This window comes from Klebsiella sp. HMSC16A12, from assembly GCF_001808265.1.
GTDB lineage: Bacteria > Pseudomonadota > Gammaproteobacteria > Enterobacterales > Enterobacteriaceae > Klebsiella > Klebsiella pneumoniae.
Genome location: NZ_KV792522.1, coordinates 61,194 through 87,616, shown reverse-complemented (window position 1 = coordinate 87,616; position 26,423 = coordinate 61,194). Strand labels below are relative to the sequence as shown.

The 26,423-nt window shown below is 57.8% G+C and carries 30 protein-coding genes; 12 read left to right on the top strand and 18 right to left on the bottom strand.

Annotation, left to right across the window (positions count from 1 at the left end):
• From HMPREF3140_RS29590 to HMPREF3140_RS01400, 3 genes are all read left to right on the top strand, one after another.
• Positions 1 to 82 (top strand): hypothetical protein (locus HMPREF3140_RS29590; protein ID WP_416376811.1); only part of this gene is annotated, 82 nt, incomplete at its 5' end.
• Positions 83 to 319: 237 nt separating this feature from the next.
• Positions 320 to 1,948 carry a long-chain fatty acid--CoA ligase gene (locus HMPREF3140_RS01405; protein WP_070552819.1) on the top strand — a complete coding sequence of 543 codons (1,629 nt, stop codon included), beginning with the start codon at positions 320 to 322 and terminating at the stop codon, positions 1,946 to 1,948.
• A complete protein-coding gene (locus HMPREF3140_RS01400; protein ID WP_025368272.1) occupies positions 1,945 to 3,669 on the top strand; it encodes an aldehyde dehydrogenase family protein in 1,725 nt (574 codons plus the stop codon). The genes HMPREF3140_RS01405 and HMPREF3140_RS01400 overlap by 4 nt, the downstream gene beginning before the upstream one ends.
• 46 nt (positions 3,670 to 3,715) lie before the next feature.
• Here HMPREF3140_RS01400 and potD read toward each other — a convergent pair whose 3' ends face one another.
• From potD to potA, 4 genes are read right to left on the bottom strand one after another with little or no spacing between them, the layout of a single operon-like run.
• Positions 3,716 to 4,762: a spermidine/putrescine ABC transporter substrate-binding protein PotD gene (gene potD / locus HMPREF3140_RS01395; RefSeq protein WP_004140590.1), complete on the bottom strand. Its 1,047-nt coding sequence runs from the start codon at positions 4,760 to 4,762 to the stop codon at positions 3,716 to 3,718.
• Positions 4,759 to 5,544, bottom strand: a complete 786-nt coding sequence (gene potC / locus HMPREF3140_RS01390) for a spermidine/putrescine ABC transporter permease PotC (protein WP_004150813.1) — start codon at positions 5,542 to 5,544, stop codon at positions 4,759 to 4,761. Before potC ends, potD begins: the two co-directional genes overlap by 4 nt.
• On the bottom strand, positions 5,541 to 6,398 hold the full coding sequence (potB, locus tag HMPREF3140_RS01385; protein WP_004150812.1) for a spermidine/putrescine ABC transporter permease PotB: 858 nt from the start codon (positions 6,396 to 6,398) through the stop codon (positions 5,541 to 5,543). The genes potC and potB overlap by 4 nt, the downstream gene beginning before the upstream one ends.
• Positions 6,382 to 7,518: a spermidine/putrescine ABC transporter ATP-binding protein PotA gene (potA, locus tag HMPREF3140_RS01380; protein ID WP_023279543.1), complete on the bottom strand. Its 1,137-nt coding sequence runs from the start codon at positions 7,516 to 7,518 to the stop codon at positions 6,382 to 6,384. The genes potB and potA overlap by 17 nt, the downstream gene beginning before the upstream one ends.
• Positions 7,519 to 7,776: 258 nt before the next feature.
• On the opposite strand from potA, the gene pepT reads away from it, so the two are divergent.
• Positions 7,777 to 9,009 carry a peptidase T gene (gene pepT, locus HMPREF3140_RS01375; protein WP_004150810.1) on the top strand — a complete coding sequence of 411 codons (1,233 nt, stop codon included), beginning with the start codon at positions 7,777 to 7,779 and terminating at the stop codon, positions 9,007 to 9,009.
• Between the two features lie 139 nt (positions 9,010 to 9,148).
• Here pepT and HMPREF3140_RS01370 read toward each other — a convergent pair whose 3' ends face one another.
• The 3 genes from HMPREF3140_RS01370 to phoP all read right to left on the bottom strand — a co-directional run bounded on the left by HMPREF3140_RS01370 (position 9,149) and on the right by phoP (position 12,493).
• On the bottom strand, positions 9,149 to 10,270 hold the full coding sequence (locus HMPREF3140_RS01370) for a ribosomal protein uL16 3-hydroxylase (protein ID WP_004176560.1): 1,122 nt from the start codon (positions 10,268 to 10,270) through the stop codon (positions 9,149 to 9,151).
• 85 nt (positions 10,271 to 10,355) lie between these two features.
• Positions 10,356 to 11,822 (bottom strand): two-component system sensor histidine kinase PhoQ, encoded by a 1,467-nt coding sequence (phoQ, locus tag HMPREF3140_RS01365; protein WP_004147969.1) that lies wholly within the window; start codon positions 11,820 to 11,822, stop codon positions 10,356 to 10,358.
• The gene (gene phoP, locus HMPREF3140_RS01360; protein WP_004150807.1) at positions 11,822 to 12,493 is read right to left on the bottom strand and encodes a two-component system response regulator PhoP; all 672 of its coding nucleotides are present in this window, start codon (positions 12,491 to 12,493) and stop codon (positions 11,822 to 11,824) included. Before phoP ends, phoQ begins: the two co-directional genes overlap by 1 nt.
• Positions 12,494 to 12,776: 283 nt before the next feature.
• On the opposite strand from phoP, the gene HMPREF3140_RS01355 reads away from it, so the two are divergent.
• Together HMPREF3140_RS01355 and HMPREF3140_RS01350 are read left to right on the top strand one after the other, a co-directional pair.
• Positions 12,777 to 13,583, top strand: coding sequence for an AraC family transcriptional regulator (locus tag HMPREF3140_RS01355; RefSeq protein ID WP_004213083.1), 807 nt, complete (start codon positions 12,777 to 12,779; stop codon positions 13,581 to 13,583).
• An 83-nt stretch (positions 13,584 to 13,666) separates the two neighbouring features.
• Positions 13,667 to 14,029 (top strand): cupin domain-containing protein, encoded by a 363-nt coding sequence (locus HMPREF3140_RS01350; RefSeq protein ID WP_015958193.1) that lies wholly within the window; start codon positions 13,667 to 13,669, stop codon positions 14,027 to 14,029.
• Positions 14,030 to 14,083: 54 nt separating this feature from the next.
• On the opposite strand, the gene purB is transcribed toward HMPREF3140_RS01350, so the two are convergent.
• From purB to rluE, 5 genes are read right to left on the bottom strand one after another with little or no spacing between them, the layout of a single operon-like run.
• Positions 14,084 to 15,454 carry an adenylosuccinate lyase gene (gene purB, locus HMPREF3140_RS01345; protein ID WP_004176557.1) on the bottom strand — a complete coding sequence of 457 codons (1,371 nt, stop codon included), beginning with the start codon at positions 15,452 to 15,454 and terminating at the stop codon, positions 14,084 to 14,086.
• A gap of 3 nt (positions 15,455 to 15,457) precedes the next feature.
• Positions 15,458 to 16,099 (bottom strand): high frequency lysogenization protein HflD, encoded by a 642-nt coding sequence (gene hflD / locus HMPREF3140_RS01340; RefSeq protein WP_004140557.1) that lies wholly within the window; start codon positions 16,097 to 16,099, stop codon positions 15,458 to 15,460.
• A gap of 54 nt (positions 16,100 to 16,153) precedes the next feature.
• Positions 16,154 to 17,260, bottom strand: a complete 1,107-nt coding sequence (gene mnmA / locus HMPREF3140_RS01335; RefSeq protein ID WP_004150803.1) for a tRNA 2-thiouridine(34) synthase MnmA — start codon at positions 17,258 to 17,260, stop codon at positions 16,154 to 16,156.
• Positions 17,261 to 17,316: 56 nt separating this feature from the next.
• A complete protein-coding gene (locus HMPREF3140_RS01330) occupies positions 17,317 to 17,775 on the bottom strand; it encodes an NUDIX hydrolase (protein WP_004150802.1) in 459 nt (152 codons plus the stop codon).
• A 16-nt stretch (positions 17,776 to 17,791) separates the two neighbouring features.
• On the bottom strand, positions 17,792 to 18,442 hold the full coding sequence (rluE, locus tag HMPREF3140_RS01325) for a 23S rRNA pseudouridine(2457) synthase RluE (protein ID WP_032411259.1): 651 nt from the start codon (positions 18,440 to 18,442) through the stop codon (positions 17,792 to 17,794).
• 240 nt (positions 18,443 to 18,682) lie between these two features.
• Here rluE and icd point away from each other — a divergent pair, with 240 nt between their 5' ends.
• On the top strand, positions 18,683 to 19,933 hold the full coding sequence (gene icd / locus HMPREF3140_RS01320; protein ID WP_004150800.1) for an NADP-dependent isocitrate dehydrogenase: 1,251 nt from the start codon (positions 18,683 to 18,685) through the stop codon (positions 19,931 to 19,933).
• Positions 19,934 to 20,205: 272 nt separating this feature from the next.
• On the opposite strand, the gene HMPREF3140_RS01315 is transcribed toward icd, so the two are convergent.
• The 4 genes from HMPREF3140_RS01315 to HMPREF3140_RS28535 form a co-directional block, all read right to left on the bottom strand.
• Entirely contained in the window at positions 20,206 to 20,919 is a 714-nt protein-coding gene (locus HMPREF3140_RS01315) for an ArsR/SmtB family transcription factor (RefSeq protein ID WP_004150799.1), read from the bottom strand.
• Entirely contained in the window at positions 20,916 to 21,308 is a 393-nt protein-coding gene (locus HMPREF3140_RS01310) for an amino acid-binding protein (protein WP_004150798.1), read from the bottom strand. The genes HMPREF3140_RS01315 and HMPREF3140_RS01310 overlap by 4 nt, the downstream gene beginning before the upstream one ends.
• Positions 21,301 to 21,624 carry an antibiotic biosynthesis monooxygenase family protein gene (locus HMPREF3140_RS01305; RefSeq protein ID WP_004150797.1) on the bottom strand — a complete coding sequence of 108 codons (324 nt, stop codon included), beginning with the start codon at positions 21,622 to 21,624 and terminating at the stop codon, positions 21,301 to 21,303. The genes HMPREF3140_RS01310 and HMPREF3140_RS01305 overlap by 8 nt, the downstream gene beginning before the upstream one ends.
• A gap of 118 nt (positions 21,625 to 21,742) precedes the next feature.
• Positions 21,743 to 21,919, bottom strand: coding sequence for a hypothetical protein (locus HMPREF3140_RS28535; protein ID WP_032410215.1), 177 nt, complete (start codon positions 21,917 to 21,919; stop codon positions 21,743 to 21,745).
• On the opposite strand from HMPREF3140_RS28535, the gene HMPREF3140_RS01295 reads away from it, so the two are divergent.
• Positions 21,867 to 22,046 carry a hypothetical protein gene (locus HMPREF3140_RS01295; RefSeq protein ID WP_070552818.1) on the top strand — a complete coding sequence of 60 codons (180 nt, stop codon included), beginning with the start codon at positions 21,867 to 21,869 and terminating at the stop codon, positions 22,044 to 22,046. The two genes, HMPREF3140_RS28535 and HMPREF3140_RS01295, sit on opposite strands and share 53 nt — an antisense overlap.
• A gap of 26 nt (positions 22,047 to 22,072) precedes the next feature.
• Here the strand turns inward: HMPREF3140_RS01295 and HMPREF3140_RS01290 are convergent, their stop codons facing one another.
• Both HMPREF3140_RS01290 and HMPREF3140_RS01285 read right to left on the bottom strand, forming a co-directional pair.
• On the bottom strand, positions 22,073 to 22,300 hold the full coding sequence (locus HMPREF3140_RS01290) for a DUF1272 domain-containing protein (RefSeq protein WP_004140530.1): 228 nt from the start codon (positions 22,298 to 22,300) through the stop codon (positions 22,073 to 22,075).
• Positions 22,301 to 22,412: 112 nt separating this feature from the next.
• Positions 22,413 to 23,606, bottom strand: coding sequence for a zinc-dependent alcohol dehydrogenase (locus HMPREF3140_RS01285; RefSeq protein WP_004140529.1), 1,194 nt, complete (start codon positions 23,604 to 23,606; stop codon positions 22,413 to 22,415).
• A gap of 621 nt (positions 23,607 to 24,227) precedes the next feature.
• Between HMPREF3140_RS01285 and HMPREF3140_RS01275 the strand changes: the two genes are divergently transcribed.
• The 4 genes from HMPREF3140_RS01275 to HMPREF3140_RS01260 form a co-directional block, all read left to right on the top strand.
• On the top strand, positions 24,228 to 24,413 hold the full coding sequence (locus HMPREF3140_RS01275; RefSeq protein ID WP_004150795.1) for a con-10 family general stress protein: 186 nt from the start codon (positions 24,228 to 24,230) through the stop codon (positions 24,411 to 24,413).
• A gap of 90 nt (positions 24,414 to 24,503) precedes the next feature.
• Complete coding sequence (locus tag HMPREF3140_RS01270; RefSeq protein ID WP_004148027.1) at positions 24,504 to 24,998, top strand: YciE/YciF ferroxidase family protein; 495 nt, start codon at positions 24,504 to 24,506, stop codon at positions 24,996 to 24,998.
• Between the two features lie 26 nt (positions 24,999 to 25,024).
• Positions 25,025 to 25,531, top strand: a complete 507-nt coding sequence (locus HMPREF3140_RS01265) for a ferritin-like domain-containing protein (protein ID WP_004140514.1) — start codon at positions 25,025 to 25,027, stop codon at positions 25,529 to 25,531.
• 16 nt (positions 25,532 to 25,547) lie between these two features.
• Positions 25,548 to 26,423, top strand: an 876-nt coding sequence (locus HMPREF3140_RS01260) for a manganese catalase family protein (RefSeq protein WP_070552817.1), incomplete at its 3' end; no start/stop codon positions are given.

Below are 26,423 nucleotides of genomic sequence, written 5' to 3'. Positions count from 1 at the left end.
GTCTGCGCCGGCTGAGCAGCTGTTCGAGGAGTACGGCTTCACCGTCGATAACGTGGTTGCTAAAGCGAAAGCGCTGCTGTAAATCCCCACCGCTATCGCCCGGCCCGAAATCGGGCGATACGCTCTCTGAGTAATGATCTTCCGGTCATGAGTTTGTCTTTTCCTTTCTGAACCATTTCCCACTCTATTTTGTGCGTGACCGCTGATTTCTGTACGTTTTTTTGTGCAGACCGGCAAATGTAGACCAGATTCAATAGGCGCCCGCACGATCGCGCCGCGCCCCTCGATTCCGCCGGACGTCTGTAAAGGAGACCCCGCCATGCCGTCACCGATGATTTATCAGGATCTCACCACTGCCGCGCTGCTCGGCCATGCGGCGCAGTATCACAGCGAGACCGAGATTGTCTCGGTGAGTACTGGCGGTGAGAAGGAGCGCAGCTGCTGGGGGGAGGTGGCCAGCCGTGCTCAGCGGCTGGCATCGGCGCTGGCGTCGCTGGGGCTGCCGCCGGCCGCCCGCTGCGCCACGCTGGCATGGAACAACCGCCGCCATCTGGAGATCTATTTTGCCGTCGCCTCCGGCGGCTGGGTGACGCACACCGTCAATCCGCGGCTGTCGGTTGACCATCTGCGGTATATCCTCAACGACGCTGCCGATGAAGTGCTGTTTTTTGACCAGACCTTTTTGCCGCTGGTAGCGCAGCTGCTGCCGCAGCTGCCGACGGTGAAACACGTCGTGCTGATGGAGTCCCGCAGCGAAGCGGCGCTCAGCCAGCTGCCCTCATTGCTGTTTTATGACGATCTGTTGCAGCAGGGGATGGCAGACTATCGCTGGCCGCAGCTCAATGAACTGACTCCGGCTTCGCTCTGTTACACCTCGGGAACCACCGGCCGGCCGAAAGGGGTATTGAACACCCATCGTTCGCTGGTCCTGCACGCCCTGAGCGGCAACCAGCCGGACGCCGCCGGCATATCGGCGAAGGACAGCCTGTTGCCGGTGGTGCCGATGTTCCATGTCAACGCGTGGGGGACGCCGTTTATCGCCGCCATGGTCGGCGCGCGGCTGGTGCTGCCGGGGCCGCACCTCGATGGCGACAGCCTGCTGCAGCTGCTGGCCGCCGAGAAGGTGACGGTGGGGTTTGGCGTACCGGTGATCTGGGCCGGCTTGCTGGCGGCGATGCGCCGGACAGAGGTCCGGCTGCCTGAATTTAAACGTGCGCTGGTCGGCGGCTCCGCGCTGCCGCCGTCGATGGCCGAGGCCTTTCAGCGTGATTACGGCATTGCGCTGACCCACGCCTGGGGAATGACCGAAACATCGCCCATCGGCACCATCAACACACCGTTGAGCAAACATGACGCGCTCCCGGCACAGGAGCAGCAAAAGCAGCGCGCCGGTCAGGGGCGGCCCATTTTCGGCATCGAACTGCAGGTGGTGGACGTGGATGGCGAACCGTTGCCCCGGGATGGTCAAAGCCAGGGGTATCTGCAGGTCAGAGGGCACTGGGTGGTAGAGCAATACTATGGTCAGGACGCGAGCGCCCTGACCGCGGCAGGCTGGTTTGATACCGGTGATATCGGTACGCTCGACGCCAATGGTTATCTGGTGATCAGCGATCGGGCAAAGGATATTATCAAGTCCGGTGGCGAGTGGATCTCCACCGTTGAGCTGGAGAATATCGCCATCGCGCATCCGGGGGTGCGCAGCGCGGCGGCCATCGCCGCCCGCCATCCGCGCTGGGACGAGCGGCCGGTGCTGCTGTGCGTCCGTGCGGAAGGGGGCGAAGTGGAGGAGACCGATCTGCTGAGCTGGTTTGAGAAGCGGGTGCCTAAATGGCAGATCCCGGACCGGGTGATATTTGTCGATGCGCTGCCGGTCAGCGCCACGGGTAAGGTGCTCAAAAATCAGCTGCGCCAGGCCTACGGAGAGATTTTAATGAGTGAGGGAAAATGAGCCATGCGCGACCCGGTCTGACGACCTGTTCTCAGTATGATGCGGCCCTGCACGCCTTGTCGGCGGCGCGCCAGCGCTGGGCGGAAACCTCAGTGAACCGTCGTCTGGCGCTCCTGCGCCAGATCAAGGATGCCCTGGCCGGCATTGCCCCGGCGTGGGTGGCCGCGGCAGCGGCGGCCAAAGGGCTGCCGGCGGGCGATCCGCTGGCGGGGGAAGAGTGGCTGGCGGGCCCCTGCGCGCTAATGGTCGGCTGCAACGGGCTTATCGCCACCCTGGAGCAACTGGAGGAGAAGACCTTTCTGCGGCGGATCCCGCTGCGGACGCTGGCGGACGGCCGCCTGGCGCTGCGGGTGGTGCCCGGCACGCTCTGGGATCGGCTGCTTCTGTCTGGTGTTCGCGCTGAGATATGGATGCAGCCAGGCGTCACCCGGGCCCATCTCGACCGCTATGCGGCGCGGGCATACGACATCCCGCCTGCCGCGCGGCAAGGCAAGCTGGCGCTGGTGCTTGGCGCCGGCAATGTGGCCTCGATTGCGCCACTGGATGTGCTACACAAGCTGTTTATTGAGAATCAGGTCTGCCTGCTGAAGCTCAACCCGGTGAATGATTATCTGCACGATCTGCTGGCCCAGGCCCTGGCGCCGGTGATTGCCATGGATGCGCTCCGCATCGTCACCGGCGACGCCCGGGCGGGAGCGTGGCTGACCACCCATCCCGCTGTCGATGAGATCCATATCACCGGCTCCCGCGACACCCATGACGTCATCGTCTGGGGCGAGGGTGAGACGGCTCGCCAGCGTCGGGCCGCCGGGACGCCGCTGAACCCGCGTCGGGTGACCTCGGAGCTGGGCGGCGTCAGCCCCACCATTATCGTACCCGGGCCGTGGAGCGAGGCGGACATCGCTTTTCAGGCGCAGCAGCTGGCGACGCAGAAGATGAACAACGGCGGGTTTAACTGCGTGGCCAGCCAGGTGCTGATCCTGCAGCAAGGCTGGGAGCCTGCGACGGCCTTGCTGAATCAGCTGTACCGACTGATCGCCGCGAATACCCGCCCGGACTACTACCCCGGCGCTGAAAACCGGCTGACCGACTTTCGCCTGCGCGCCCGTCAGCCGCTGGAGATAGCCCGCGGTGACGCGCTACCGTTGATTGTGGCGAATACCGACGATGATCCCGGGTTCTGCCAGCAGGAGGTCTTTGGCCCGGGGCTGTCGGTCACCCGTCTTGAGGCCGATAGTGCGGAAAGCTTTCTGCGCCAGGCGATCGGCTATGCGAATCAGCGGCTGCAGGGCACGCTGGGGGCCAATATTGTGATCCACCCGCGCACCCGCAAAGCGATTGGACGTAAGCGTTTTAATGCGCTGATTGCCGAGCTGCGCTACGGCACGGTGGCGATCAACTGCTGGAGCGGGGTGGCCTTCCTGTTAGCCCCTTGCCCGTGGGGGGCGTTTCCCGGCCACACGCTCGACGATATTCAGAGCGGGCGGGGCAAGGTGCATAACAGCTTTATGCTGGAGAAAACGGAGCGCACGGTGATTGAGGCGCCGTTTCGGCCGTTTCCGCGTAGTCTTTGGCATGGCGAACTGACGCTGATGCCCCTGCCGCCCTGGTTCATCACCCACCGGGGGCAGGAAGCGGTGGCGCAGCGGCTGGTGGATTTTTACCATCGGCCGCGCTGGCGCAAATTGCCGGCGCTCCTCTGGCGCGCGCTGCGGGGCTAAGGTGAGAGCAAAAAAAAGGGCGGAACCGCGGTTCCGCCCTGCGGGATTAACGGCCCGCTTTCAGCTTCTGGTAATACTCTTCATAAATGGCGCTGGCGCTGCCGACGTCATTCTGCCATTCGCCTTTCTCAATGGTTGCGGCGTCCGGATAGAGCGATTTATCGTTGGCCACTGCCGGGCTGAGCATCTTGCGCGCCGCAAGGTTCGGCGTCGGATAACCGATGGTTTCAGCGACCTGTTTGGCGACATCCGGGCGCAGCAGGAAGTTAATCAGCTTCAGCGCGCCGTCGACGTTTTTGGCGTTCGCCGGGATCGACAGGCTGTCCATCCAGAAGATGCCGCCCTCTTTCGGCCAGATCACTTCCAGCGGGGTACCGGCCTGGCGGGCGACGTAAGCCGAGCCGTTCCATACCATCCCGAGGTTCACTTCGCCTTCCATATACGGGTTCGCCGGGTTATCAGAGTTAAACGCTGCGACGTTGGGCATCAGCTTTTTCAGCTCGTTATAGGCGGCTTCAATCTCTTTCGGGTCGGTGGTGTTGCCGGAATAGCCCAGCTTACGCAGCGCCATCTGGAACACTTCGCGCGCGTCGTCGGTCAGCAGCAGGCTGCTTTTGTATTCCGGCTTCCACAGGTCGGCCCAGCTGGTGATAGTTTTCGGGTCAATCGCCTCGCTGTTGACGCCGATGGCCGTCGCCCCCCAGATATAGGGGATGGAGTAGTCGTTATTCGGATCGAACGGTTTATTCAGCATCTGCGGATCGAGGTTGCTGAAGTTAGTCAGCTTGCTCTTATCGATCTTCTGCAGCATACCTTCTTTGCGCATCTTGTCGACAAAGTAGGTCGACGGGACGACCAGGTCGTACGCGCCGTCTTTATAGGTTTTGAGCTTGGCGTACATGGTTTCGTTCGACTCGTAGGTCGAATAGATAACCTTGATGCCGGTCTCTTTGGTGAACTGCTCCAGCAGGCCCGGCGGCACATACTCGGTCCAGTTATAGAAATAGAGCGTTTTGCTATCGTCCGCGTGCGCAGCGCCCATGCCGATTGCCAGAGCGCTCGCCGCGAGCAGGTGGCGTGACCATTTTTTCATTTTAACGTCCCCTGAGTTTTATCACGTGCAATTAACTGACTGGCGATGACCATCACCAGCGACAGAACCAACAAAATCGTGGCCAGGGCGTTCACCTCTGGCGAAACGCCAACCTTGACCATCGAATAGATCTTCAGTGGCAGGATTTCATACCCCGGACCGGTCACGAACGAGGAGACTACCACGTCATCCATCGACAGGGTGAAGCTCAGCAACCACCCAGCGGCTACCGCCGGCAGGGCCAGCGGCAGGATAATTTTGCGCAGGATGGTCATCTCGCTGGCGCCCAGATCTTTCGCCGCCTCCAGCATCCGCACGTCAAAGCCTTTCAGGCGGGAGTAAACGGTGACCACCACAAACGGCAGGCAGAAGGTGATATGCGAAAACAGCAGCGACCAGAAACCAAGCTGGACGCCGATCAGCATAAACAGCACCAGCAGAGAGATGGCCATCACAATATCTGGCGACATCATCACCACAAACAGCATGCCGCTGACAAACGGTTTGCCGCGAAAGCGGTAACGGTACAGCGCCACGGCGGTCAGCGAGCCGATAAGGGTGGCGAAGGTCGCCGACAGCACCGCCATGGTCAGCGAGTGCTGGGCGGCCTGCAGCAGGCTATCGTTGTTCATCAGCAGGCTATACCAGTCGGTGGTGAACCCCTGCCAGTTGATGCCGAAGCGCGACCGGTTAAACGAGTTAACGATCAGAATAATAATAGGGATGTAGAGATACGCGTAGATGGCGGTCATAAAGCCGCCGCGCAGCAGTCGACCGATCATTCCAGCTCCACCTTTTTATTCAGCAGGCGCGCCGCGCGCCAGTAAATCAACAGCATCAGGCCCATCACCAGGGTTAAGGTAATGCTGGTTGCCGCGCCGAACGGCCAGTCGCGGATATTGAGGAACTGGCTTTTGATCACGTTGCCGATCAGCAGGTTCTTGGCGCCGCCCATCAGGTCGGAAACGTAGAACAACCCCATCGCCGGCAGCATCACCAGCAGACAGCCGGCGATGATCCCCGGCATGGTCAGCGGGATGATAATGCGGATAAAGGTCTGCAGCTTGCTGGCGCCGAGATCTTTCGCCGCTTCCAGCAGCGGGCGATCCAGTTTCTCAATGCTGGAGTAGAGCGGCATCACCATAAACGGCAGCAGGATGTACACCAGGCCGATGATCACCGCCGAGGGGGTGAACATAATGCGTATCGGGGTGTCGATCACCCCCAGCCACAGCAGAAACTCGTTCAGGTAACCTTTAGTGCTGAGGAAAATCTTCAGCCCGTAGATGCGGATCAACGAGTTGGTCCAAAAAGGGACGATCAGCAGGAACAGCAGCAGGGGCCGTACCTTCTGCGGCAGCCGGGCGAGGAACCACGCAAACGGATAGCCAAGCGCCAGGCAGGCGAGGGTCGCCAGCAGCGCCATGTTTAGCGAATGCAGCAGAACGTCATAATAGAGCGGATCCAGTAGCCGCGAATAGTTATCCAGCGTGAAGACCAGTTTGACGAAGTTGGCATCGTCGCGGGTCAAAAAGCTGGTGGCGATGATCATCAGGTTGGGCAGGAAGACAAACAGCACCAGCCAACCGACGATAGTGGCGATCACCACATTCTGGAATTTACTGGTGTTCTTCATCGGCCAGCACCACCTCCCAGCTTTCCACCCAATTGATAGACATTTTCTGGTCAAGAGAGTGGTCGAAATCCGGGTCGTCTTCGTTAAAGAACTCGCTGACCATCACCATTTTGCCGTTCTCCAGTTCCACCACCGACTCCAGAGTCATGCCTTTATAGTTGCGCTCGCGGACATAGCCGATCAGGCCATCGGCGTCGCTGTTATGGTGGATCTCGTCGACGCGCAGATCTTCCGGGCGCAGCAGGACATGCAGACGCTGGCCGGCCTCCACGGCAAAATTGACGGTGATGTTGCATTCTCGTCCTTCAACGCTGGCGCGCACGCGCTGTTCGTCGAGACGTTCAATTACCGTGGCGTCAAAGATATTGATCTCGCCGATAAAGCTGGCGACAAACAGGTTCTTCGGCTCTTCGTAGATCTCTCGCGGGGTGCCGTCCTGTTCGATTTTGCCATCACGCATCACCACGATGCGATCGGACATGGTCAGAGCCTCTTCCTGATCGTGGGTGACGAAGACGAAGGTGATCCCGAGCTTACGCTGCAGCGCTTTCAGTTCGTTCTGCATCTGCTTGCGCAGCTTGTAATCCAGTGCCGAAAGAGACTCATCGAGCAGCAGCAGACGCGGTTTGTTGACCACCGCGCGGGCGATGGCCACGCGCTGCTGCTGGCCGCCGGAGAGCTGGTGCGGTTTGCGCCGGGCAAACGCCTCCAACTGCACCATCTTTAAGGCATCCATCACCCGTGGGGTGATTTCCGCCGCCGGTGTTTTCTGCATCCGCAGGCCAAAGGCGACGTTCTCGAACACCGTCATATGCGGAAACAGGGCGTAGCTTTGGAATACGGTATTGACGTGGCGGTTTTCCGCCGGAACATGAGTGATATCGTGATCTTCGAGATGGATCCGTCCGCTGTCGACGTTTTCCAGGCCGGCAATAAGGCGCAGAACGGTGGTTTTACCGCAGCCAGAGGGGCCAAGCAGAGTGAGAAACTCACCATTGTTGATGGTCAGGTTAAGGTTGTCGATGACCGTTTTACCATCAAAGCTCTTGCGAATTCCCGCCAGATGCACCAGCGGCGAACGCGAACGCGGTTGTATATTCAATTTTTGACTCTGTCCCATGTAGACGCAACGGCAAATTTCCGGCCGCTGCGGGGTTTGTGATTAACCACCTTTGGGGTTGCACGTTTTTAATAAGGGCCAGCATTCTACGGCAAACGAGGGTAATCGCCAATCCTTGATACGCCCGCATAGTCTACCTTTACACCATAACGTCGGTTCCGTTATTAAATTTCGCTTTACGGGCTAAAAATGACCTGACGCAATATTTGTCTTTTCTGGCTTATGAATAATGTTGTCACAAAAGAAGAGGGTGGCTACATGGATAAATTGCTTGAGCGTTTTTTGCAGTACGTTTCTTTGGACACGCAGTCAAAGCCTGGCGTTCGTCAGGTCCCCAGCACGGAAGGGCAGTGGAAGCTGTTACGCCTGTTGCAGGCGCAGCTGGAAGAAATGGGACTGGTCAAGGTAACGCTGAGTGAAAAAGGGACGGTAATGGGAACTTTGCCCGCTAACGTTGAGGGCGATATCCCGGCCATCGGTTTTATCTCCCACGTCGACACCTCCCCGGATTTCAGTGGTAAAAACGTTAATCCGCAGATTGTTGAAAACTATCGCGGCGGCGATATCGCGCTGGGTATCGGCGATGAGGTGCTCTCCCCGGTGATGTTCCCGGTTCTGCATCAGCTTTTGGGACAGACGCTGATCACCACCGACGGGAAAACGCTGCTCGGGGCGGACGACAAAGCCGGCATTGCCGAAATTATGACCGCGCTGGCGACCCTGCAGGCGAAAAATATTCCTCATGGCGATATCCGCGTGGCCTTCACCCCTGATGAAGAGGTGGGTAAAGGGGCGAAGCATTTCGACGTCGAGGCCTTTGACGCCCGCTGGGCCTATACCGTCGACGGCGGCGGGGTCGGCGAACTGGAGTTTGAAAACTTCAACGCCGCCTCGGTGACGATAAAAATTGTCGGTAATAACGTGCACCCCGGCACCGCGAAAGGGGTGATGGTCAACGCGCTGTCGCTGGCCGCGCGCATTCATGCCGAAGTACCGGCCGATGAAGCGCCGGAGACCACTGAAGGCTATGAAGGTTTTTATCACCTCACCAGCATGAAAGGCAGCGTCGATCGGGCCGAGATGCATTACATCATCCGCGATTTTGACCGTAAGCACTTCGAGGCGCGCAAGCGCAAGATGATGGAGATCGCCAAAAAGGTCGGCAAGGGACTGCACCCGGACTGTTATATTGAGCTGGTGATCGAGGACAGTTATTACAACATGCATGAGCAGGTGATCGCCCATCCGCACGTGGTCGATATTGCCCGCCAGGCGATGGTGGACTGCGATATTGAACCGCAGATGAAGCCGATCCGCGGCGGCACCGACGGCGCGCAGCTCTCATTTATGGGACTGCCATGCCCAAACCTGTTTACCGGTGGCTACAACTATCACGGCAAACATGAGTTTGTCACCCTGGAAGGAATGGAGAAAGCGGTGCAGGTGATCGTGCGTATCGCCGAGCTGACGGCGGCACGCAAAGGGCATTAATCTTCTCAGGCGGCCCGGTAAGGCCGCGTGTCGGACAAGATGCCGGATGGCGGCTTCGCCTTATCCGGCCTACGGTCCAGCCGGTGAGCGCGGAAACCCCAGGCCCGGCAAGCGCAGCGCCGCCGGGCAGGATGATGGCTCAGTCGCCAAAGAACCAATAGCCGCTGTTGACCAGCGCTGCCAGCATGGCGAGGAAAGAAGGATCTTCCAGCGCATCGCCAAAATGGTCGGCGCGCAGCGTCAGATGGGTGGCTAAGGCGTCCAGCGCCGGACGGTGCGGGGAGTTGATCTTCTCGCCGTTAACGAATACCTCGCCGTCAATGCGCAGCACCCGCAGGCCGCCCAGGCGTTCCAGGGTATCGCCCTGCTGCAGGGCATCGTAAATCTCATCTGGCTGATAGGGCGGCTCCGGCGGCGCGACGTCGAGCTCATGACGCGACTGGGTGATAAACTCGCCGAACCACTGCTTAAAGTGCTCCGGTTGGTTAATTAGACCCAGCATCATCTCGCGCAGGCGGTCGAGTTCGGTCGGTAAAATATCCGCCGGATGGTCGCGGGACGGCACGTCCGGATCGGCGTAGCGCTGGCTGCCCAGTTCGCGCTGGAGGACATAGTCGGCAAAGCCGCTAAACAGCTCGCGGGCATTCGGCGCGCGATAGCCGACCGAATAGTTAAGCGAGTTTTCCAGCGAATAACCCTCATGCGGGAATCCCGGCGGAATATAGAGAATATCGCCAGGCTCCATCTCTTCATCGATGATCGCCTCGAAGGGGTCAACCTGCAGCAGGTCCGGATGCGGGCAGTGCTGTTTCATCGGCACCTTTTCCCCAACGCGCCAGCGCCGACGGCCGGTGCCCTGAATGATAAACACATCATACTGATCCAGATGCGGGCCGACGCCGCCTCCCGGCACCGAGAAGGAGATCATCAGGTCGTCGATACGCCAGTCCGGCAGAGCACGGAACGGATGCATCAGCGCTGCGGACGGTTCATGCCAGTGGTTAACCGCCTGCACCAGCAGGGACCAGTTGTTTTCGCTCAGGTGATCGTAGCTTTCGAAAGGACCGTGACTGACCTGCCATTTTCCATCCTGATGGCTGACAAGGCGGCTATCGACCTCGCTCTCCATGGCCAGTCCTGCCAGTTCGTCCGGGCTTAGGGGGTCGATGAAATTGGCGAAGCCGCGCTTCAATACCACCGGCCGTTTTTGCCAGTAGCGTTCGATAAAGTCGGGCCAGTTAAGCGTTAATTGATAATCCATATTGATATTCCACTGCAGGTGTCTGACAGGGATTATAACGGATGCGGCGCCCTGGCGATGCAGGCGCCGTGAAAAATCTCAACGATTAACTCTGTTTATCTTCCATCTGCTGGCGGCCAAACACCACCTCCATGCAGGCGCCGCCGAGCAGGCTTTCCCCGGCGATGATCTCTCCATCATATTGTTCGACAATTTCACGCGCAACGGAGAGCCCTACCCCCTGGCCGGGACGCAGGGTATCAGCCCGCTGGCCGCGGTCGAAAACGGCCCGGCGCTGGCTCTGCGGGATCCCCGGCCCATCGTCTTCCACCAGGATGTGCAGATGGCTGTCGGTGGTCTGGCGCACGGAAACTTCCACGAACTCCAGGCAATACTTACAGGCGTTATCAAGAACGTTACCCATCACTTCCATAAAATCGTTCTGCTCGCCGACAAAAGTGATCTCCGGCGAGATGTCGAGCGAGATATTGACCCCTTTGCGCTGATAGACCTTGTTGAGAGCGGAAGTCAGGCTGTCAAGCAGGGGGGCGATCGGGTGTAATTCCCGGCTCAAGAGGGTGCCGCCGCTGCGCATGCTGGCGCGATGCAGGTAATAACCAATCTGCTGCGAGATGCGGCTTATCTGCTCCAGCATCACCGGCTCCGCCTCGTCGACGCTGATCTTCTCGCCGCGCAGCGAGCGCAGTGTACTCTGCATCACCGCCAGCGGCGTTTTCAGACTGTGAGTGAGATCGGTGAGGGTAGTGCGGTATTTGTCATAGCGTTCGCGCTCGCTGCGAACCAGGCGGTTGAGGTTGCTGACCAGCCGGGTCAGCTCGCGAGTGGTGTTGGGATTGAGCTTTTCGCGGTGATGTTCCTCCAGTTCGCGCACCTCTTTGGCCAGCGACTCAATGGGCCGCAGGCTCCACCAGGCGGCGACCCACAGCAGGGGGATCACCAGCAGCAGGTTGGCGGCCAGCACATAGACAAACCAGCTCCACACCATATAGCTGCGCTTGAGCTCCACCGGAATGGTGTCGACCACCACAATGCTGAGCTGAGGCATTTTGCTGGTGGCCGGGTAGAGGTTGATCGCCACCGAGTGGGTCATCTCAGAGTCGTCGCCCTGTTCGCGGATAGCGTCCAGCTGTTCCTGAATCTCATGGTTATTGCGCAACAGCATACTGCTGCTGTCGACATCGGCTTCAATCTCATGGAAGCCATTGCGTTTCAGCCATTCCGGTTGAATGCGTTTCGCCAGCCAGGGAACATCACGCTGCGCCCACAGCAGTTTGCCCTGCTCATCGTAGATAAGGGTCACCGTCGGGCTTTCCATATTCAGGTTTTCCGGGATATCGACGTCAATAGCGCCGTTTTCCCATCTCGCCAGCATATAAAAGAGATTGCTCTCGCCGCGCAGCAGGCGAAAGGTGGTTTTATCGAAGCTAACGCTATAGCCCACCAGGGCCACCATGCCGTAGGCCAGGGAGAGCACCAGCACCACCCCGGCGGTCGCCAGCAGGAAGCGAACCCGTAATGACAGCGGGAAGATATGCCGCAACAGTCCCTTCATCAGCGCAATTCGAACAGATAGCCCTGGCCGCGCACCGTGGTGATGACGTCCTGTGGGTATTCAGCCTGAATTTTCTTGCGCAGCCGACCCATCAGCACGTCGATGGTGTGGCTTTCTCGCAGTTCGGCATCCGGGTAAAGCTGGAGCATCAGCGAATCTTTGCTGACCACTTTGCCGCGGTTACGGATCAGGGTTTCCATAATGGTGTATTCAAAGGCGGTCAGCTTGATCGGCTGGTCATTCACCGACAGCTCGCGCCGGGAGAGGTCGACCTGGAACGGCGGCAGGGAGATCACCTGCGAGGCCAGGCCGCTGTTACGGCGCAGCAGCGCCTGCATGCGGGCGGCAACCTCTTCAATATGGAAAGGCTTGGTGACGTAATCATCCGCCCCGGCGCTCAGCACTTCCACTTTATCCTGCCATCCTTCGCGGGCGGTCAGCACCAGCACCGGCAGCGACACGTCGTGGCTGCGCCAGCGGCGGATCAGTGATAAACCGTCTTCATCCGGCAGGCCGAGATCGACGATGGCGATATCCGGGAGATGTTCGCCCAGATAGTAGTCCGCTTCCCTGGCATCTTCCGCCGCATCGACCTGATGGCCCAGCTCCTGCAGCTGAACTTTGAGGTGGTGACGCAGCAGGGCATTATCCTCAACCACGAGTACGCGCATGGCTGTTCTCCCTAGCATTTTCGATAGTAGTCTGACGCTCATTATATACGCAAAATATAAACGGCTGTTAAATAAAGCTTTTTATAAAAAGGGCCCCTGATGCCCCCGGGCTGGCCAGCATTCGGCGGCGCCCTTTGCGCATACTGCATGGAACTCCTTCATTCTATGCGTAATTTCAATAAACGCCCAGCGGCAGGATGCGAACGGCGAGCGGGTTGGTGATGTTAATTTTTTGTGTAATAGTGCTGGAATCACCCCTCAAGAACGCCGCAGGTTATCCATTATGTTTCAGCAGCAGAGCGCGGACTGGGTCAGGCTGGCGCAATCGCCCAGCCGGACGGAACGCATCGAAGCCTTCTTCGGCGGCCACGGCTACGAACCGCACCGGCATGACACCTACGCCATCGGCCAGACGATCGCCGGCGTGCAGAGCTTTCACTATCGCGGCGGACGCCAGCACAGCCTGCCCGGCGGAACGATGGTGCTTCATCCGGACGAAATACACGATGGCGAGGCGGGCACCGAGGCGGGGTTTCACTACCGTATGGTTTATATCGAACCGGCGCTCATCCAGAAGATACTCGGCGGCAGGCCACTGCCGTTTATCCCCGACGGCTTGTCGGCGGATCCACGGCTACGTCGCGCCGCGCAGCCGCTGTTGAAAGCGGTCACGGATACCTTTGAGCCGCTGGAGGAAGAGGACGCCCTGTACGACCTGGCGCAGACCCTGGCCGTTGTCGGCGGCCAACGTTCCCGTCGCCAGGCGTTTGATTATCAGGCGGCGGAGAGGGCCCGGGAGTATATCCATGCCTGTTTTATGCAGGATATGACCCTCGACACCCTGTCGCAGGTCAGCGGCCGGGACCGCTGGAGCCTGAGCCGGGATTTCAGAACGCTGTACGGCACCAGCCCGTGGCGCTACGTCATGATGCGCCGGCTCGATTTTTGCCGCCAGCGGATGCGCGCCGGGGAGCGTCTGGTGGATATTGCCGCCGATGCGGGCTTTGCCGACCAGAGCCACATGACGCGCCAGTTTATCAGCCGCTTTGGTCTCTCTCCGGGCCGCTGGCTGCGGGCGATCCGCGGCTAGCGCGGTTCAGGTTGCACAATCGTTCAAGCGTGACCGCGGCGAGGCGAACTATGCTGACTGCCTTTATCACAAGGAGACAGCCCATGTATCAACTCGTTAATCTTGCTCATAAATTTTCCCTGTTCAGCGAACAATGGCAGCCCAAAGTGGTGGCTGAAATGAACGACTATCAGTTCAAGGTCGTGCGCATCGCCGGCGACTTTATCTGGCACAGCCACCCGGAAACCGATGAGACATTGATGGTGGTGGAGGGGGTATTGCGCGTGGACTTCCGCGACGGGCATGTGCTGGTGAAGGCCGGGGAGATGATCGTCGTGCCGCGCGGGGTGGAACATAAGACCTCGGCGGAGACGGAAGCGAAGCTGATGCTGATTGAGCCGCGCGGGGTGTTGAATACCGGCCACGAGGGCGGCGAGCGGACGGCGGTGAACGACGTTTGGATCTGATCCCTTTCCGGCGATAAAACGCCCCTCTTTCCGGCGGAAAGAGGGGCAGGGCGATTACTTCAGCTCGTCAACCATGGTGGTTGCCCGACCGATATAGTTGGCCGGGGTCATCGCTTTGAGACGCACTTTTTCCTCTTCCGGCAGGGCGAGGCTGTCAATAAACTGCTTCATCCCTTCCGCGTCCACGCGTTTGCCGCGGGTCAGCTCTTTCAGCTTCTCGTACGGTTTTTCGATACCGTAACGACGCATCACGGTCTGGATCGGCTCAGCCAGTACTTCCCAGTTGTGATCCAGTTCGTCCAGCAGGCGATCCTGGTTCAGCTCCAGCTTGCTGATCCCTTTGAGGGTGGACTGATAGGCGATCAGCGCATAGCCGATGCCCACGCCGAGGTTACGCAGAACGGTGGAGTCGGTCAGGTCGCGCTGCCAGCGGGAAACCGGCAGTTTGCTGGCCAGGTGCTGCATGACCGCATTGGCCAGGCCGAGATTGCCTTCGGAGTTTTCGAAGTCAATTGGGTTCACCTTGTGCGGCATGGTGGAGGAGCCGATTTCCCCGGCGATGGTCTTCTGTTTGAAGTGGTTGAGCGCGATATAGCCCCACACGTCGCGATCGAAGTCGATCAGAATGGTGTTGAAGCGCGCGATGCAGTCAAACAGCTCAGCGATATAGTCATGCGGCTCGATCTGCGTGGTGTACGGGTTCCACTGAATACCCAGCGAGGTAACGAACTCTTCGCTGAACTGATGCCAGTCGACTTCCGGGTAGGCGGCGATGTGGGCGTTGTAGTTACCCACCGCGCCGTTGATTTTACCGAGGATTTCCACCTGGTTCAGCTGACGATACTGCCGCTCCATACGGTAGGCGACGTTCGCCATCTCTTTACCCATGGTGGACGGCGTTGCCGGCTGGCCGTGGGTACGGGAGAGCAGCGGCACATCGCGGTACTGGGTCGCCAGATCTTTTACCGCGTCAATCAGTTTGCGCCAGTAAGGCAGAACCACTTCGTCGCGGGCGGTTTTCAGCATCAGCGCGTGGGAGAGGTTATTGATGTCTTCAGACGTACAGGCGAAGTGAATAAACTCTGATACCGCGTGCAGCTCGGCGACGTCAGCGACTTTCTCTTTCAGGAAATACTCTACCGCTTTCACGTCGTGGTTAGTGGTGCGCTCGATGGTTTTGATGCGCTCCGCGTCTTCAACGCTGAAATCGGCGACGATTTTATCAAGGAAACCGTTTGCGTCGGCAGCAAAAGCAGGAACTTCCTTGATCGCTGCGTGGGCGGCCAGTTTTTGCAGCCAACGTACTTCCACCTGAACGCGGAATTTCAGCAAACCGAATTCGCTGAAGATACCGCGCAGCGCGCTGACTTTATCGCCGTAGCGGCCGTCTACAGGGGAAACGGCGGTCAGTGAGGATAATTCCATAGATCACAACTCCGGGGTTAAATGAGCAAGAATTTGCTTTGCCTGGTTAACCAGACGATTACGGGAAAACATAAGCTGCAGACGTCCGCCGCCCACCTGATGCCAGAGCACCGCGGCGCGAATACCCGCCAGCAGCGCTGAGCGAACTTTCGCCTGCACCTGCGGGCTTTGCAGCACGGCAGGGGAGCCGGTCACCTGAATACGCGGCCCCAGCGGGCTTATCACATCGACATAGATGCCCGCCATGGCGCTGAGCAGCGTTTCGGACTGCAGGTCAAAGTGTTCCAGCTGACGGTGCAGGCCGGCGATGCGGTTGCCGAGCGTGTCCATCGCCCCTTTACTGGCGGCGAGCTTGCGCTCCAGCACCATCAGGCTCAGGGTATAGCGGGTGAGTTCCGCATTGAGGCCCTGACGGCTGCTGGTATTGAGCACCCCGAGCAGCGTTTCAAGACCGAGGCGAAGATTGGCTTCACTGCCACCGAACACCGCTAGCGTCGACTCAGGATCGAGGTCGATTATGCTGTTCAGCGACACATGCAGGGCATCGCTGTCGCAATGTCCCTGATGCGCCAGTTGCTGAACCAGTCGCGCCGCCTGGCAAACGCCAGCCAGCGCCAGGGTGATGTCATAGTAATTCTTCGCCACACATACTCCTTGTCAGCCGCCAGGGCGGTTCGTCCCGGCGGAAATAACGCGCGTTCAGGACTGCAGAGGCAGTCGTTGTTCAATAATTCCGCCGCCGAGGCACACTTCCCCTAAATAGAACACTGCGGACTGGCCCGGGGTCACCGCCGCGACCGGCTCATCGAAGCGGACTTCGATACGGTCTTCATCCAGCGCGGTAACGGTGCAGGGGATATCGGTCTGGCGATAGCGGGTTTTCACCGTGCAGCGCAGGGTGCCCTGCAGCGGTTCACGGTTTACCCAGTGCAGCTGTTGGGCAATCAGACCGACGGACATCAGGCGCGGGTGGTCATGGCCCTGGGCGACGATAAGAATATTATTCTCAACGTCTTTATCGACCACGTACCATGGATCTTCGCTACCCTCTTTGGTGCCGCCGATACCCAGCCCTTTACGCTGGCCCAGGGTGTGGTACATCAGCCCCTGATGGGTACCGATCTCCTCGCCGTCGACGGTGAGGATTTTGCCCGGCTGCGCCGGCAGATAGCGGCCAAGGAAATCGCGGAATTTACGCTCGCCGATAAAGCAGATGCCGGTGGAATCTTTTTTCTTCGCGGTGATCAGATCCAGCTCTTCGGCGATCTTACGCACCTGCGGTTTTTCCAGCTCACCCACCGGGAACAGGCTCTGGGCAATCTGCTCGTGGCTAAGGGTGTAGAGGAAGTAGCTCTGATCTTTGTTGCCGTCGAGGCCGCGCAGCAGCTGGCTTTTACCGTCGACATCGGCGCGGCGCACATAGTGCCCGGTGGCGATGTAGTCGGCGCCGAGGTCTTCGGCAGCAAACTCGAGGAAGGCTTTAAATTTGATCTCTTTATTGCACAGAATATCCGGGTTCGGCGTGCGGCCGGCTTTGTACTCTTCCAGGAAGAGCTCAAAGACGTTATCCCAATATTCGGCGGCAAAGTTAACGGTGTGCAGTTCAATGCCCAGCTTATCGCAGACCGCTTGCGCATCGGCAAGGTCGGCGGCGGCGGTGCAGTATTCCTCGCCGTCGTCTTCCTCCCAGTTCTTCATGAACAGGCCTTCCACCTTATACCCTTGCTGCAGCAGCAGGTACGCGGAGACCGAGGAGTCGACGCCGCCGGACATGCCGACGATCACTTTTTTCTGGCTTTCTGACATGGAAATACTCGCTACATTGAACTTCGAGGCGGCGTATTCTAGCACGCGCTCACCGTTCATTCACCCCCTGTGAACGGCCAGTTAAATGCGCCAATCAGCGACAGCGGCTGCCGCGGGTCCTGCAGGTAGCAGCGAATGCTTTCGGCAACCAGCGGCGAGCGCAGGTTCGGCGCGTTAAGAATTTCCTCAGCACTGAGCCACAGGCAGCGATCGATATCGCTGTCGTGTGGTTCAGTGGCGCACAGATCGCTAAGTTCGATGGCGAACAGGAAGCGCAGAAACGGCGTGTTATCGGGAGCCAGCCACTGATGCATGCGGATGAAGTGCTGCGGCGTGGCGCGAATGCCGGTCTCTTCCCACAGTTCACGTTCGGCGGCCTGCAGCAGCGTTTCATTGGCCTCGAGATGGCCGGCCGGCTGGTTCCACAGCGCTTTGCCGTTAATGGTTTCTTCGACGATGAGAAATTTATCCTGGGCGTGAACCACGCAGGCAACGGTGACATGAGGTTTAAACATCGCTTTTCCTTTTCAGTTATTCGGCTTTGCGCCAGTCGCCGTTGGCCAGTCCGTCGAGGGTATAGCCGCCCATGGCGTAGCGGATCAGCCGCAGGGTGGGGAAGCCGACGTGGGCGGTCATCCGGCGCACCTGGCGGTTGCGTCCCTCGTAGAGCGTGATTTTCAACCAGCGGGTGGGAATCGATTTGCGCTCACGAATCGGCGGGTTGCGCGGCCACAGCCAGACGGGCTCCTCGACAAGTTCTACGCCGGCAGGCAGGGTGGGGCCGTCGTTAAGGGTTACGCCGTCGCGCAAGGCGGTCAGCGCCTTGGGCGTGGGTTCGCCTTCCACCTGAACATAGTAGATCTTGCCGGTGCGCTTACCCGGCTGGGTCAGCTTCGCCTGCAGCGCGCCGTCGTTGGTCAGCACCAGCAGGCCTTCGCTGTCGCGATCTAGCCGACCTGCGGCGTAAACGCCCGCCACCGGAATAAAATCTTTCAGCGTGCTGCGCCCGGCTTCATCGGTAAATTGCGGCAACACATCATAGGGTTTATTGAACAAGATCACAGTTTTTGGCTGGCGTTCTTTACGTTGTCTGGTGACTTGTTGTGTGCTGAATCGCTCAACGCGATGTTTTCTAAATGAAGTTTTCTGCATGGTATTTTCAGGCTTTATCAATTGCCGCATTATAGCCTAATTACGAATGCCTTTCATGGACGCAAACATTCAGGTAGTATTGACATGCTCATTACAAATTATTAACAAAAAATTGCTCAAACCGATTCGCACTACAGGCAGGAAGGCGACACGGACGCGATAGCTCCGGTTAGCGGGAAGACCCGGTACGCCGAAGCTGGCCGACTCAGCCAACACCAGGCTCGCGTGAAGAGGGAAGAGCAGAACCAGAAGCGCTCGAAGGAGAGGTTAATGGAAAGCAAAGTAGTAGTTCCGGCGGAAGGTCAAAAAATCACCCTGCAAAACGGCAAACTGAACGTCCCTCACAATCCGATTATCCCGTTTATTGAAGGTGACGGTATCGGCGTTGACGTTACCCCAGCGATGCTGAAAGTGGTTGATGCCGCCGTTGAGAAAGCCTATAAGGGCGAGCGTAAAATTTCCTGGATGGAAGTTTACACCGGTGAGAAATCAACCCACGTCTATGGCCAGGACGTCTGGCTGCCAGCTGAAACCCTCGATCTGATTCGTGACTACCGCGTTGCTATCAAAGGTCCTCTGACCACCCCAGTCGGCGGCGGCATCCGTTCTCTGAACGTGGCGCTGCGCCAGGAGCTGGACCTCTACGTCTGCCTGCGTCCGGTACGTTACTACCAGGGCACCCCGAGCCCGGTTAAGCACCCGGAACTGACCGACATGGTTATCTTCCGTGAAAACTCAGAAGATATCTATGCGGGTATCGAGTGGAAAGCCGACTCTGCGGAAGCAGACAAAGTGATCAAATTCCTGCGCGATGAGATGGGTGTGAAGAAAATTCGCTTCCCGGAACATTGCGGCATCGGCATCAAGCCGTGCTCTGAAGAAGGCACCAAACGCCTGGTGCGCGCCGCGATTGAATACGCGATCACCAACGATCGTGATTCCGTCACTCTGGTGCACAAAGGCAACATCATGAAGTTCACCGAAGGCGCGTTCAAAGACTGGGGCTACCAGCTGGCTCGCGAAGAGTTCGGCGGCGAGCTGATCGACGGCGGTCCGTGGGTGAAAATCAAGAACCCGAACACCGGCAAAGAGATCGTGGTGAAAGACGTGATCGCCGATGCGTTCCTGCAGCAGATCCTGCTGCGTCCGGCGGAATACGACGTTATCGCCTGTATGAACCTGAACGGCGACTATATCTCTGACGCCCTGGCGGCGCAGGTTGGCGGTATCGGTATCGCCCCGGGCGCCAACATCGGTGACGAGTGCGCGCTGTTCGAAGCGACTCACGGTACTGCGCCGAAGTATGCCGGCCAGGACAAAGTGAACCCGGGCTCCATCATCCTGTCCGCAGAGATGATGCTGCGCCACATGCAGTGGTTCGAAGCCGCAGACCTGATCGTCAAAGGCATGGAAGGCGCTATCGCCGCCAAGACCGTGACCTATGACTTCGAACGTCTGATGGAAGGCGCTAAACTGCTGAAATGTAGCGAGTTTGGCGACGCGATTATCGCGAATATGTAATCCCGTTGGTGGATTAAGTAAAAGCGGGAGCCGATGGGCTCTCGTTTTTTTTCGCCTTCAGGCAATTATTCTGCCGGACGCTTGAAGCATTAGGCGATGGCGAATGTCCCGCAGCGCAACGTTCAACAAAGCTATATACCTCATGACAGGGAGAGATCCATTTGCCGTAAGAGCTCGCATGAAAACGGATTGCACGCCAGGCGTCATACTGATGGCCCGACCGGCTTAAACCGGGGCCGTTCGGCGAAAATGTGCTGTAGCCTAAACTCAGGCTATCCGCGCACTTTCAGATTAAACAGCCGGGACAGCGCCGCTCTGCCGCTATCCGTCACTTGTACTTCCCGATATCCCGGTGCGCGCGTTATCCATCCTTTTTGCAGGAACAGCGTCATTAGCGCCGAGCCGGCGTCGCCGCCCAGATGAAAACGTCTTTCGCTCCAGTCGAGACAGGGGCAGCAAGGCTTACGCCGTGGGCGGGCGTTAAACACTGCGCCAAGGCGTTCAAGCTGGGTTTTACCGGCTGACGTCAGGGCCAGGCCATCTGCCGCCAGCCATTTTTCCCTCAGCATAAATTCATAAATATTGACCGCCAGCTCGCCCGCCAGATGATCGTAGCAGGTCCGAGCGTAGCGAAGATTAACCGGCGTGCTGGGGAGAAGCGTCTTATGCGCTTGCATAGAGACGCCCATCAGGTTTTCCAGCAGCCCGGCAATATGCGAGCCCGCCAGGCGGTAATAGCGGTGGCGCCCCTGCGCGAGACACACCACCAGTCCGTTGCTGAGCAGCCGGGCAAGATGGCCGCTGGTGGTGGAGGCGGACACCTCGGCGACCGTACTGAGTTCGGTTGCCGTCCATGCGCGCCCGTCCATCAGCGCGCAGAGAATACTGACCCTTGACGAGTCAGAGAGGGCGGAGGCCACCATCGCCATAGCGGTTTCCAGCGCCTCCTCTGGCTCACTGTCTTGCTGCGGTTTCAGGAGATTCATTCAGAAAGTATGGCCCATTTTTTGGTCACTTCCGCTGCCCGGGCGTCATCATCGGTAAGGAGAATGAGCCGGTTACGGTGGTCGCTGTACTGTACCAGAATATTAATACCATTATGGGCCAGGGTGTCTGCGATGTCTCCCAGTTCCCCTGGTCGTTCCTGAGGTAACTTTCGTATCAGAGGACGGCATACATTGCTGACCGTAAAGCCGGCCTCGGTCAGCACCCTGCGGGCTGTCTCACCGTCTTCCACCAGAAAATGCGCATGTCCGGCATCAGGCGTGGTGAATACGCCACCGCCTTCGAGCCCCACGCCGTTGTTACCCAGCGCCATACCCATTGCGCCAAGCGAGCCCGGCGAGTTGCTGAGAATCACGTGAATGTCATACATCTGACTGTGCTCCCCGATCCGATGCGTAATCCCGGAACACGCGGGCGACGCGTATTCTGTAATATGAAAAAATCGATGCTTTGCCTTCGCGCTGGGCAGCCAGATGCCGCTCATTTTGCTGCCAGTTGGCCACCGATGCTTCATCTTCCCACCAGGATAACGAGAGGATTTTGCCGGGCGTACTCAGGCTCTGAAAGCGCTCAATGGCAATAAACCCCGGCGTGTCTGAAAGCAAAGGCGTCAGCCCGGCCGCCAGCTGAAGATATCTTTCCTGTGCTTGTGGTAAGGCGTCGGCCTCAAAAAGTACCGCAATCATAAGTCTGCTCCATGGTGAATTTCCCGGCAGTCTACTGACGGCCAGAGCAGGAAGCTTCGGTGTGCAGCGAAATATGCCTGGCAGGAGATCAACGATTGCAACGGAAATGCTTCCAGCGTTATTGCGATGGTGAATAAAAAAGACCGCCAGCCATGCGATACGGCAGCCTGAGTGCACAGGGCTGGCTGAGTTTTAGTGAAATCGCGATGTGGGGGGATAAACCCTGAGGGCTGCGGCTATCGATGAAAGCGATCGCCGACGGGCAGTACGGGCGGGAAAGCCGTTTTACTGACATGCAGAATATGAACCCGGAAACGCTCGCCCGGACTAGCGAAGCGCCGCCGGGCGATAATCGAAAGAGCACGTTGTATGCCACCGGTCACGCCTTCAGGCTCCGCGCTCTCCTCGGGCGTGAATTTTAACCTTAGCCGGGAGACCTGCGTCTCGCCTACTGTGCATGGCGGCGCAGGGTGGAGGCGGGGTGGCGCCGCAGCGCCTCTTCGGGACGCACAGGGCGCCGCACCAGTTCGCCGCCGCAGTTCGGGCAATGTCCGTTCAGTCGCGTCGTCATGCAGTCCCGGCAAAAGGTGCACTCGAACGAACAGATAAACGCCTCGGGTGAGTCTGGCGGCAGATCTTTATCACAGCATTCGCAATTCGGACGTAACTCGAGCATCAACTTCTCCTCTGGTGAACGGCTATATCAGCGACGGCGGGCCAAAGCACGCTATGTTTATATCATGCCGCGATCGGTCCGCCGAGAATTTCCTTGCGCGGTAATCGCCTTCTCAGAGGGTCGCTTTCCCGGGCTGCATTCCCGGTACGAGGATCACTTTGCGGCACGCCTCTTCACGTTTCTCAAAGATCTGATAGCCGCGCGCGGCCTCCTCCAGCGGCATATGGTGAGTGACAATCTCCTCCGGGGTAAGCAGCCCTTGCTCAATAAGCGCCAGCAGATCCGGCAACCAGGCGTGGACGTGGGTTTGTCCCATCCTGAAGGTCAGTCCTTTATCAAAGGCATCGCCAAACATAAAGCCGTGGATGAAACCGGCGTAAACCCCGGGTACGCTGACGATGCCGCCGCGGCGCACGGCGGCGATGCACTGGCGCAGGGCTTTTCCGCTGCTCCCCTCGATTTTCAGGGTGCTGAGGACGGTTTCCGTAAGGCTACCTTTCGCCTCGAAGCCCACGGCGTCGATCACCGCGTCGACGCCGCGATGGCCCGGCGTGTTATCGATAATCCACTGCGCAGGATCGTCATGGTGGTCAAAGTTTATCGGGATCGCGCCATAGCGTTGTTGCGCGAAATCGAGTCGGTAATCGTTATGATCGATGATAAATATCTGTTCTGCGCCATTGAGCCTGGCGCAGGAGGCGCAGAGCAGGCCTACCGGGCCGGCGCCAAAAATAGCCACGCTACTGCCGGGTTTGACCTCGGCGTTTTTAACCGCCTGCCAGGCGGTGGGCAGAATATCTGACAGAAACAGCACCTTTTCATCGGGTAAGGTGTCTGGCACTTTAAACGGTCCGGTATTGGCTTTGGGGACCCGTACATATTCCGCCTGGCCGCCCGGGATCCCGCCGTACAAATCGCTATAGCCAAACAGCGCCGCCGGTGGCGAAATGCCTTTTCGATTGAGCGTCGCTCCCTGGCCGCTATTGGTGCTTTCGCAGGCGGCATACTGCTGCAAGCGACAAAAGAAGCAGTCTCCGCAGGCGATGACAAACGGGATAACCACCCGGTCGCCTTTGCGGACCGCGGTGACCTCGGAACCGGCTTCCACCACTTCCCCCATAAATTCATGGCCGAAAATATCACCATGGTGCGTGCCGGGGATCTTTCCGCGGTACAGATGCAGATCGGAACCGCAAATCGCTGTCGCGGTGACGCGCAGAATAATATCGTCCGCTGCCTCAAGAGCCGGGTCAGGCATGGTGTCGACGCTGACATGATGCGGGCCGTGATAAGTAAGTGCTTTCATAGAATATTCTCCTCGAGAGAAAGGTTGACAGTATGCGGTTCTTCGGCCTGGTGAACGGCTGCTATCGTCACCGATAAATCATCGTAAAAAATAAAGCGTAGAGTACTAATAATGGAACTGCGTGATATTCCAGGGGCTGAATATATTCCACGCTTCGCTTATTTAGCAGCTGGTTTGTTGAGATTATTTGCCTATTGCCCTTATGTGTGCCAGTATTAATCGGGCATGATATTCGCTCCATTTTGTTTGCTAGCCGCTTCCCCAGCGGCTTTTTTTATCCGTAAAATCAGGGAAAATTCTTAATTTCCGTCTGGCAAAGGACAATGCTGCCGCTTCGTTATATAACCCAACGGTAGTAATCCTCCGGTATAGATAATTCTTTGCCACAGAGGTGATCTGCATACATTATTTCCCTGAACACAGTGAGTTAGCGTCAAGGTGCCGTCTGGTTATTTTTGAGGTGTCTTGTAGAATTATTCCGAATTACTGCTAAAAGGTGTCGAAAAAACGGAATAATAATTTGACTAACCAGCATTACCCGCTAGATTTAAATATCGAACGACGAGTGATACGGAATATTTTCGTATCGTACTGACATAACCGATATACATGAGGTGAAATATGGCAGAGCATCGTGGTGGTTCCGGTAATTTTGCTGAAGACCGTGAAAAAGCTTCTGAAGCAGGTCGTAAAGGTGGTCAGCACAGCGGCGGGAACTTTAAAAATGATCCGCAGCGTGCGTCCGAAGCGGGTAAAAAAGGCGGACAGAATAGCCACGGCGGTGGCCGCAAGTCCGATAATTCCTGATTATCCTTTTCCTTGCACCCTGAAGTGAAAGTATCTCCTGCGAGTCTGTCACAGACTCGCAGTTATTTTCTGACTCCAGAAGGTATTTCTATGAATATGAAAAGCATTGAAGATGTATTTATTCACCTGCTCTCAGATACCTACAGCGCAGAGAAACAATTAACCCGCGGGCTGGCTAAACTAGCCAGAGCGGCGTCCAGTGAAAAACTCAGCGCGGCGTTCAATGCTCATCTTGAAGAAACCCAGGGCCAGATCGAACGTATCGACCAGATTATTGAACAGGAATCCAACCTGAAAATCAAACGCATGAAATGCGTGGCCATGGAAGGATTAATCGAAGAAGCTAATGAAGTCGTTGAGAGCACGGAAAAAAATGAGGTACGTGATGCTGCATTAATTGCCGCTGCGCAAAAGGTCGAGCATTACGAAATTGCCAGTTACGGTACTCTGGTCACCCTGGCAGAGCAGTTGGGCTATAAAAAAGCAGCCAAACTGCTTGCCGAAACCCTGGAAGAAGAAAAACAAACCGATGTGAAATTAACCGATCTGGCGGTAGGTAATATTAATAAGAAAGCGGAAAAATAAACTCTCCCTGACACGAGGAAATCACGATGAATCACGTTGAACATTACCATGACTGGCTACGAGATGCGCATGCCATGGAAAAACAGGCAGAGTCCATGCTGGAATCAATGGCTGGCCGTATCGATAATTATCCGGATCTCCGTGCCAGAATCGAACAGCATGTTAACGAGACCAAACGGCAAATTACCGTGCTGGAAGAGATCCTCGACCGCAATGAGATTTCGCGCTCGGTGATTAAAGATTCGATGAGTAAAATGGCGGCTCTCGGCCAGTCCATCGGCGGGATGTTTCCTTCCGATGAAATCGTCAAAGGCTCGATCAGCGGGTACGTTTTCGAGCAGTTTGAAATCGCCTGCTATACCTCTCTGCTGGCGGCCGCTGAAAAAGCGGGCGATACCGCCTCCATCCCAGCCATTGAAGCCATCCTGGCGGAAGAGCGGGAAATGGCCGACTGGCTGATTAAACATATTCCTCAGACCACGGAGCAGTTTCTCCTGCGTTCAGATGCTGACGGCGTAGAAGCGAAAAAATAACCCAGGAGGCAGGCCTATGTTTCGTCATGTGAAACAACTGCAGTATACCGTACGCGTTGCTGAACCGAATCCGGGGCTCGCGAATTTACTGCTCGAACAGTTTGGCGGCCCTCAGGGCGAGCTGGCCGCCGCGTGTCGTTATTTCACCCAGGGATTAAGCGATGACGATCCCGGCCGCAAAGATATGCTGATGGATATCGCGACAGAGGAGTTGAGCCATCTGGAGATCATTGGCACTTTGGTCGGCATGCTGAATAAAGGCGCCAAAGGAGCCCTGGCGGAGGGCACCGAGAGCGAGGCGGAACTCTATCGTTCGCTCACCGCCAACGGCAATGACAGCCATATTACATCCCTGCTGTACGGCGGCGGTACCCCGCTGACCAACTCGGCGGGCGTGCCGTGGACGGCGGCCTACATTGATACTATCGGCGAACCCACCGCCGACCTGCGGTCGAATGTCGCGGCGGAGGCGAGGGCGAAGATCGTCTATGAACGCCTGATCAACGTGACCGACGATCCTGGCGTGAAAGACGCGCTGGCCTTCCTGATGACCCGCGAAGCGGCGCATCAGCTCTCTTTTGAGAAGGCCCTGCAGTCGATTCGCAACAACTATCCACCGGGCAAACTGCCGCCCATTAGCGAGTACGCTAACACCTACTACAATATGTCTGAAGGTGGAGAAGTACGCGGCAGCTGGAACAGTGACAAACACTTCGATTATGTCAAGGATCCACAGCCGGCCGTAGATGGCGGAGATGGTAGTGCTTCTGTCGGCCTGACGCCAGAGCAGGAAGCGCTGTGCAAAGCGATGCTGAAGCGAACGCAGTCTGACCCGCAGGGCGATCCTTTGACCGGCGCCGAACTCGGCGCCGGGAAGCAAAACACTTCATCA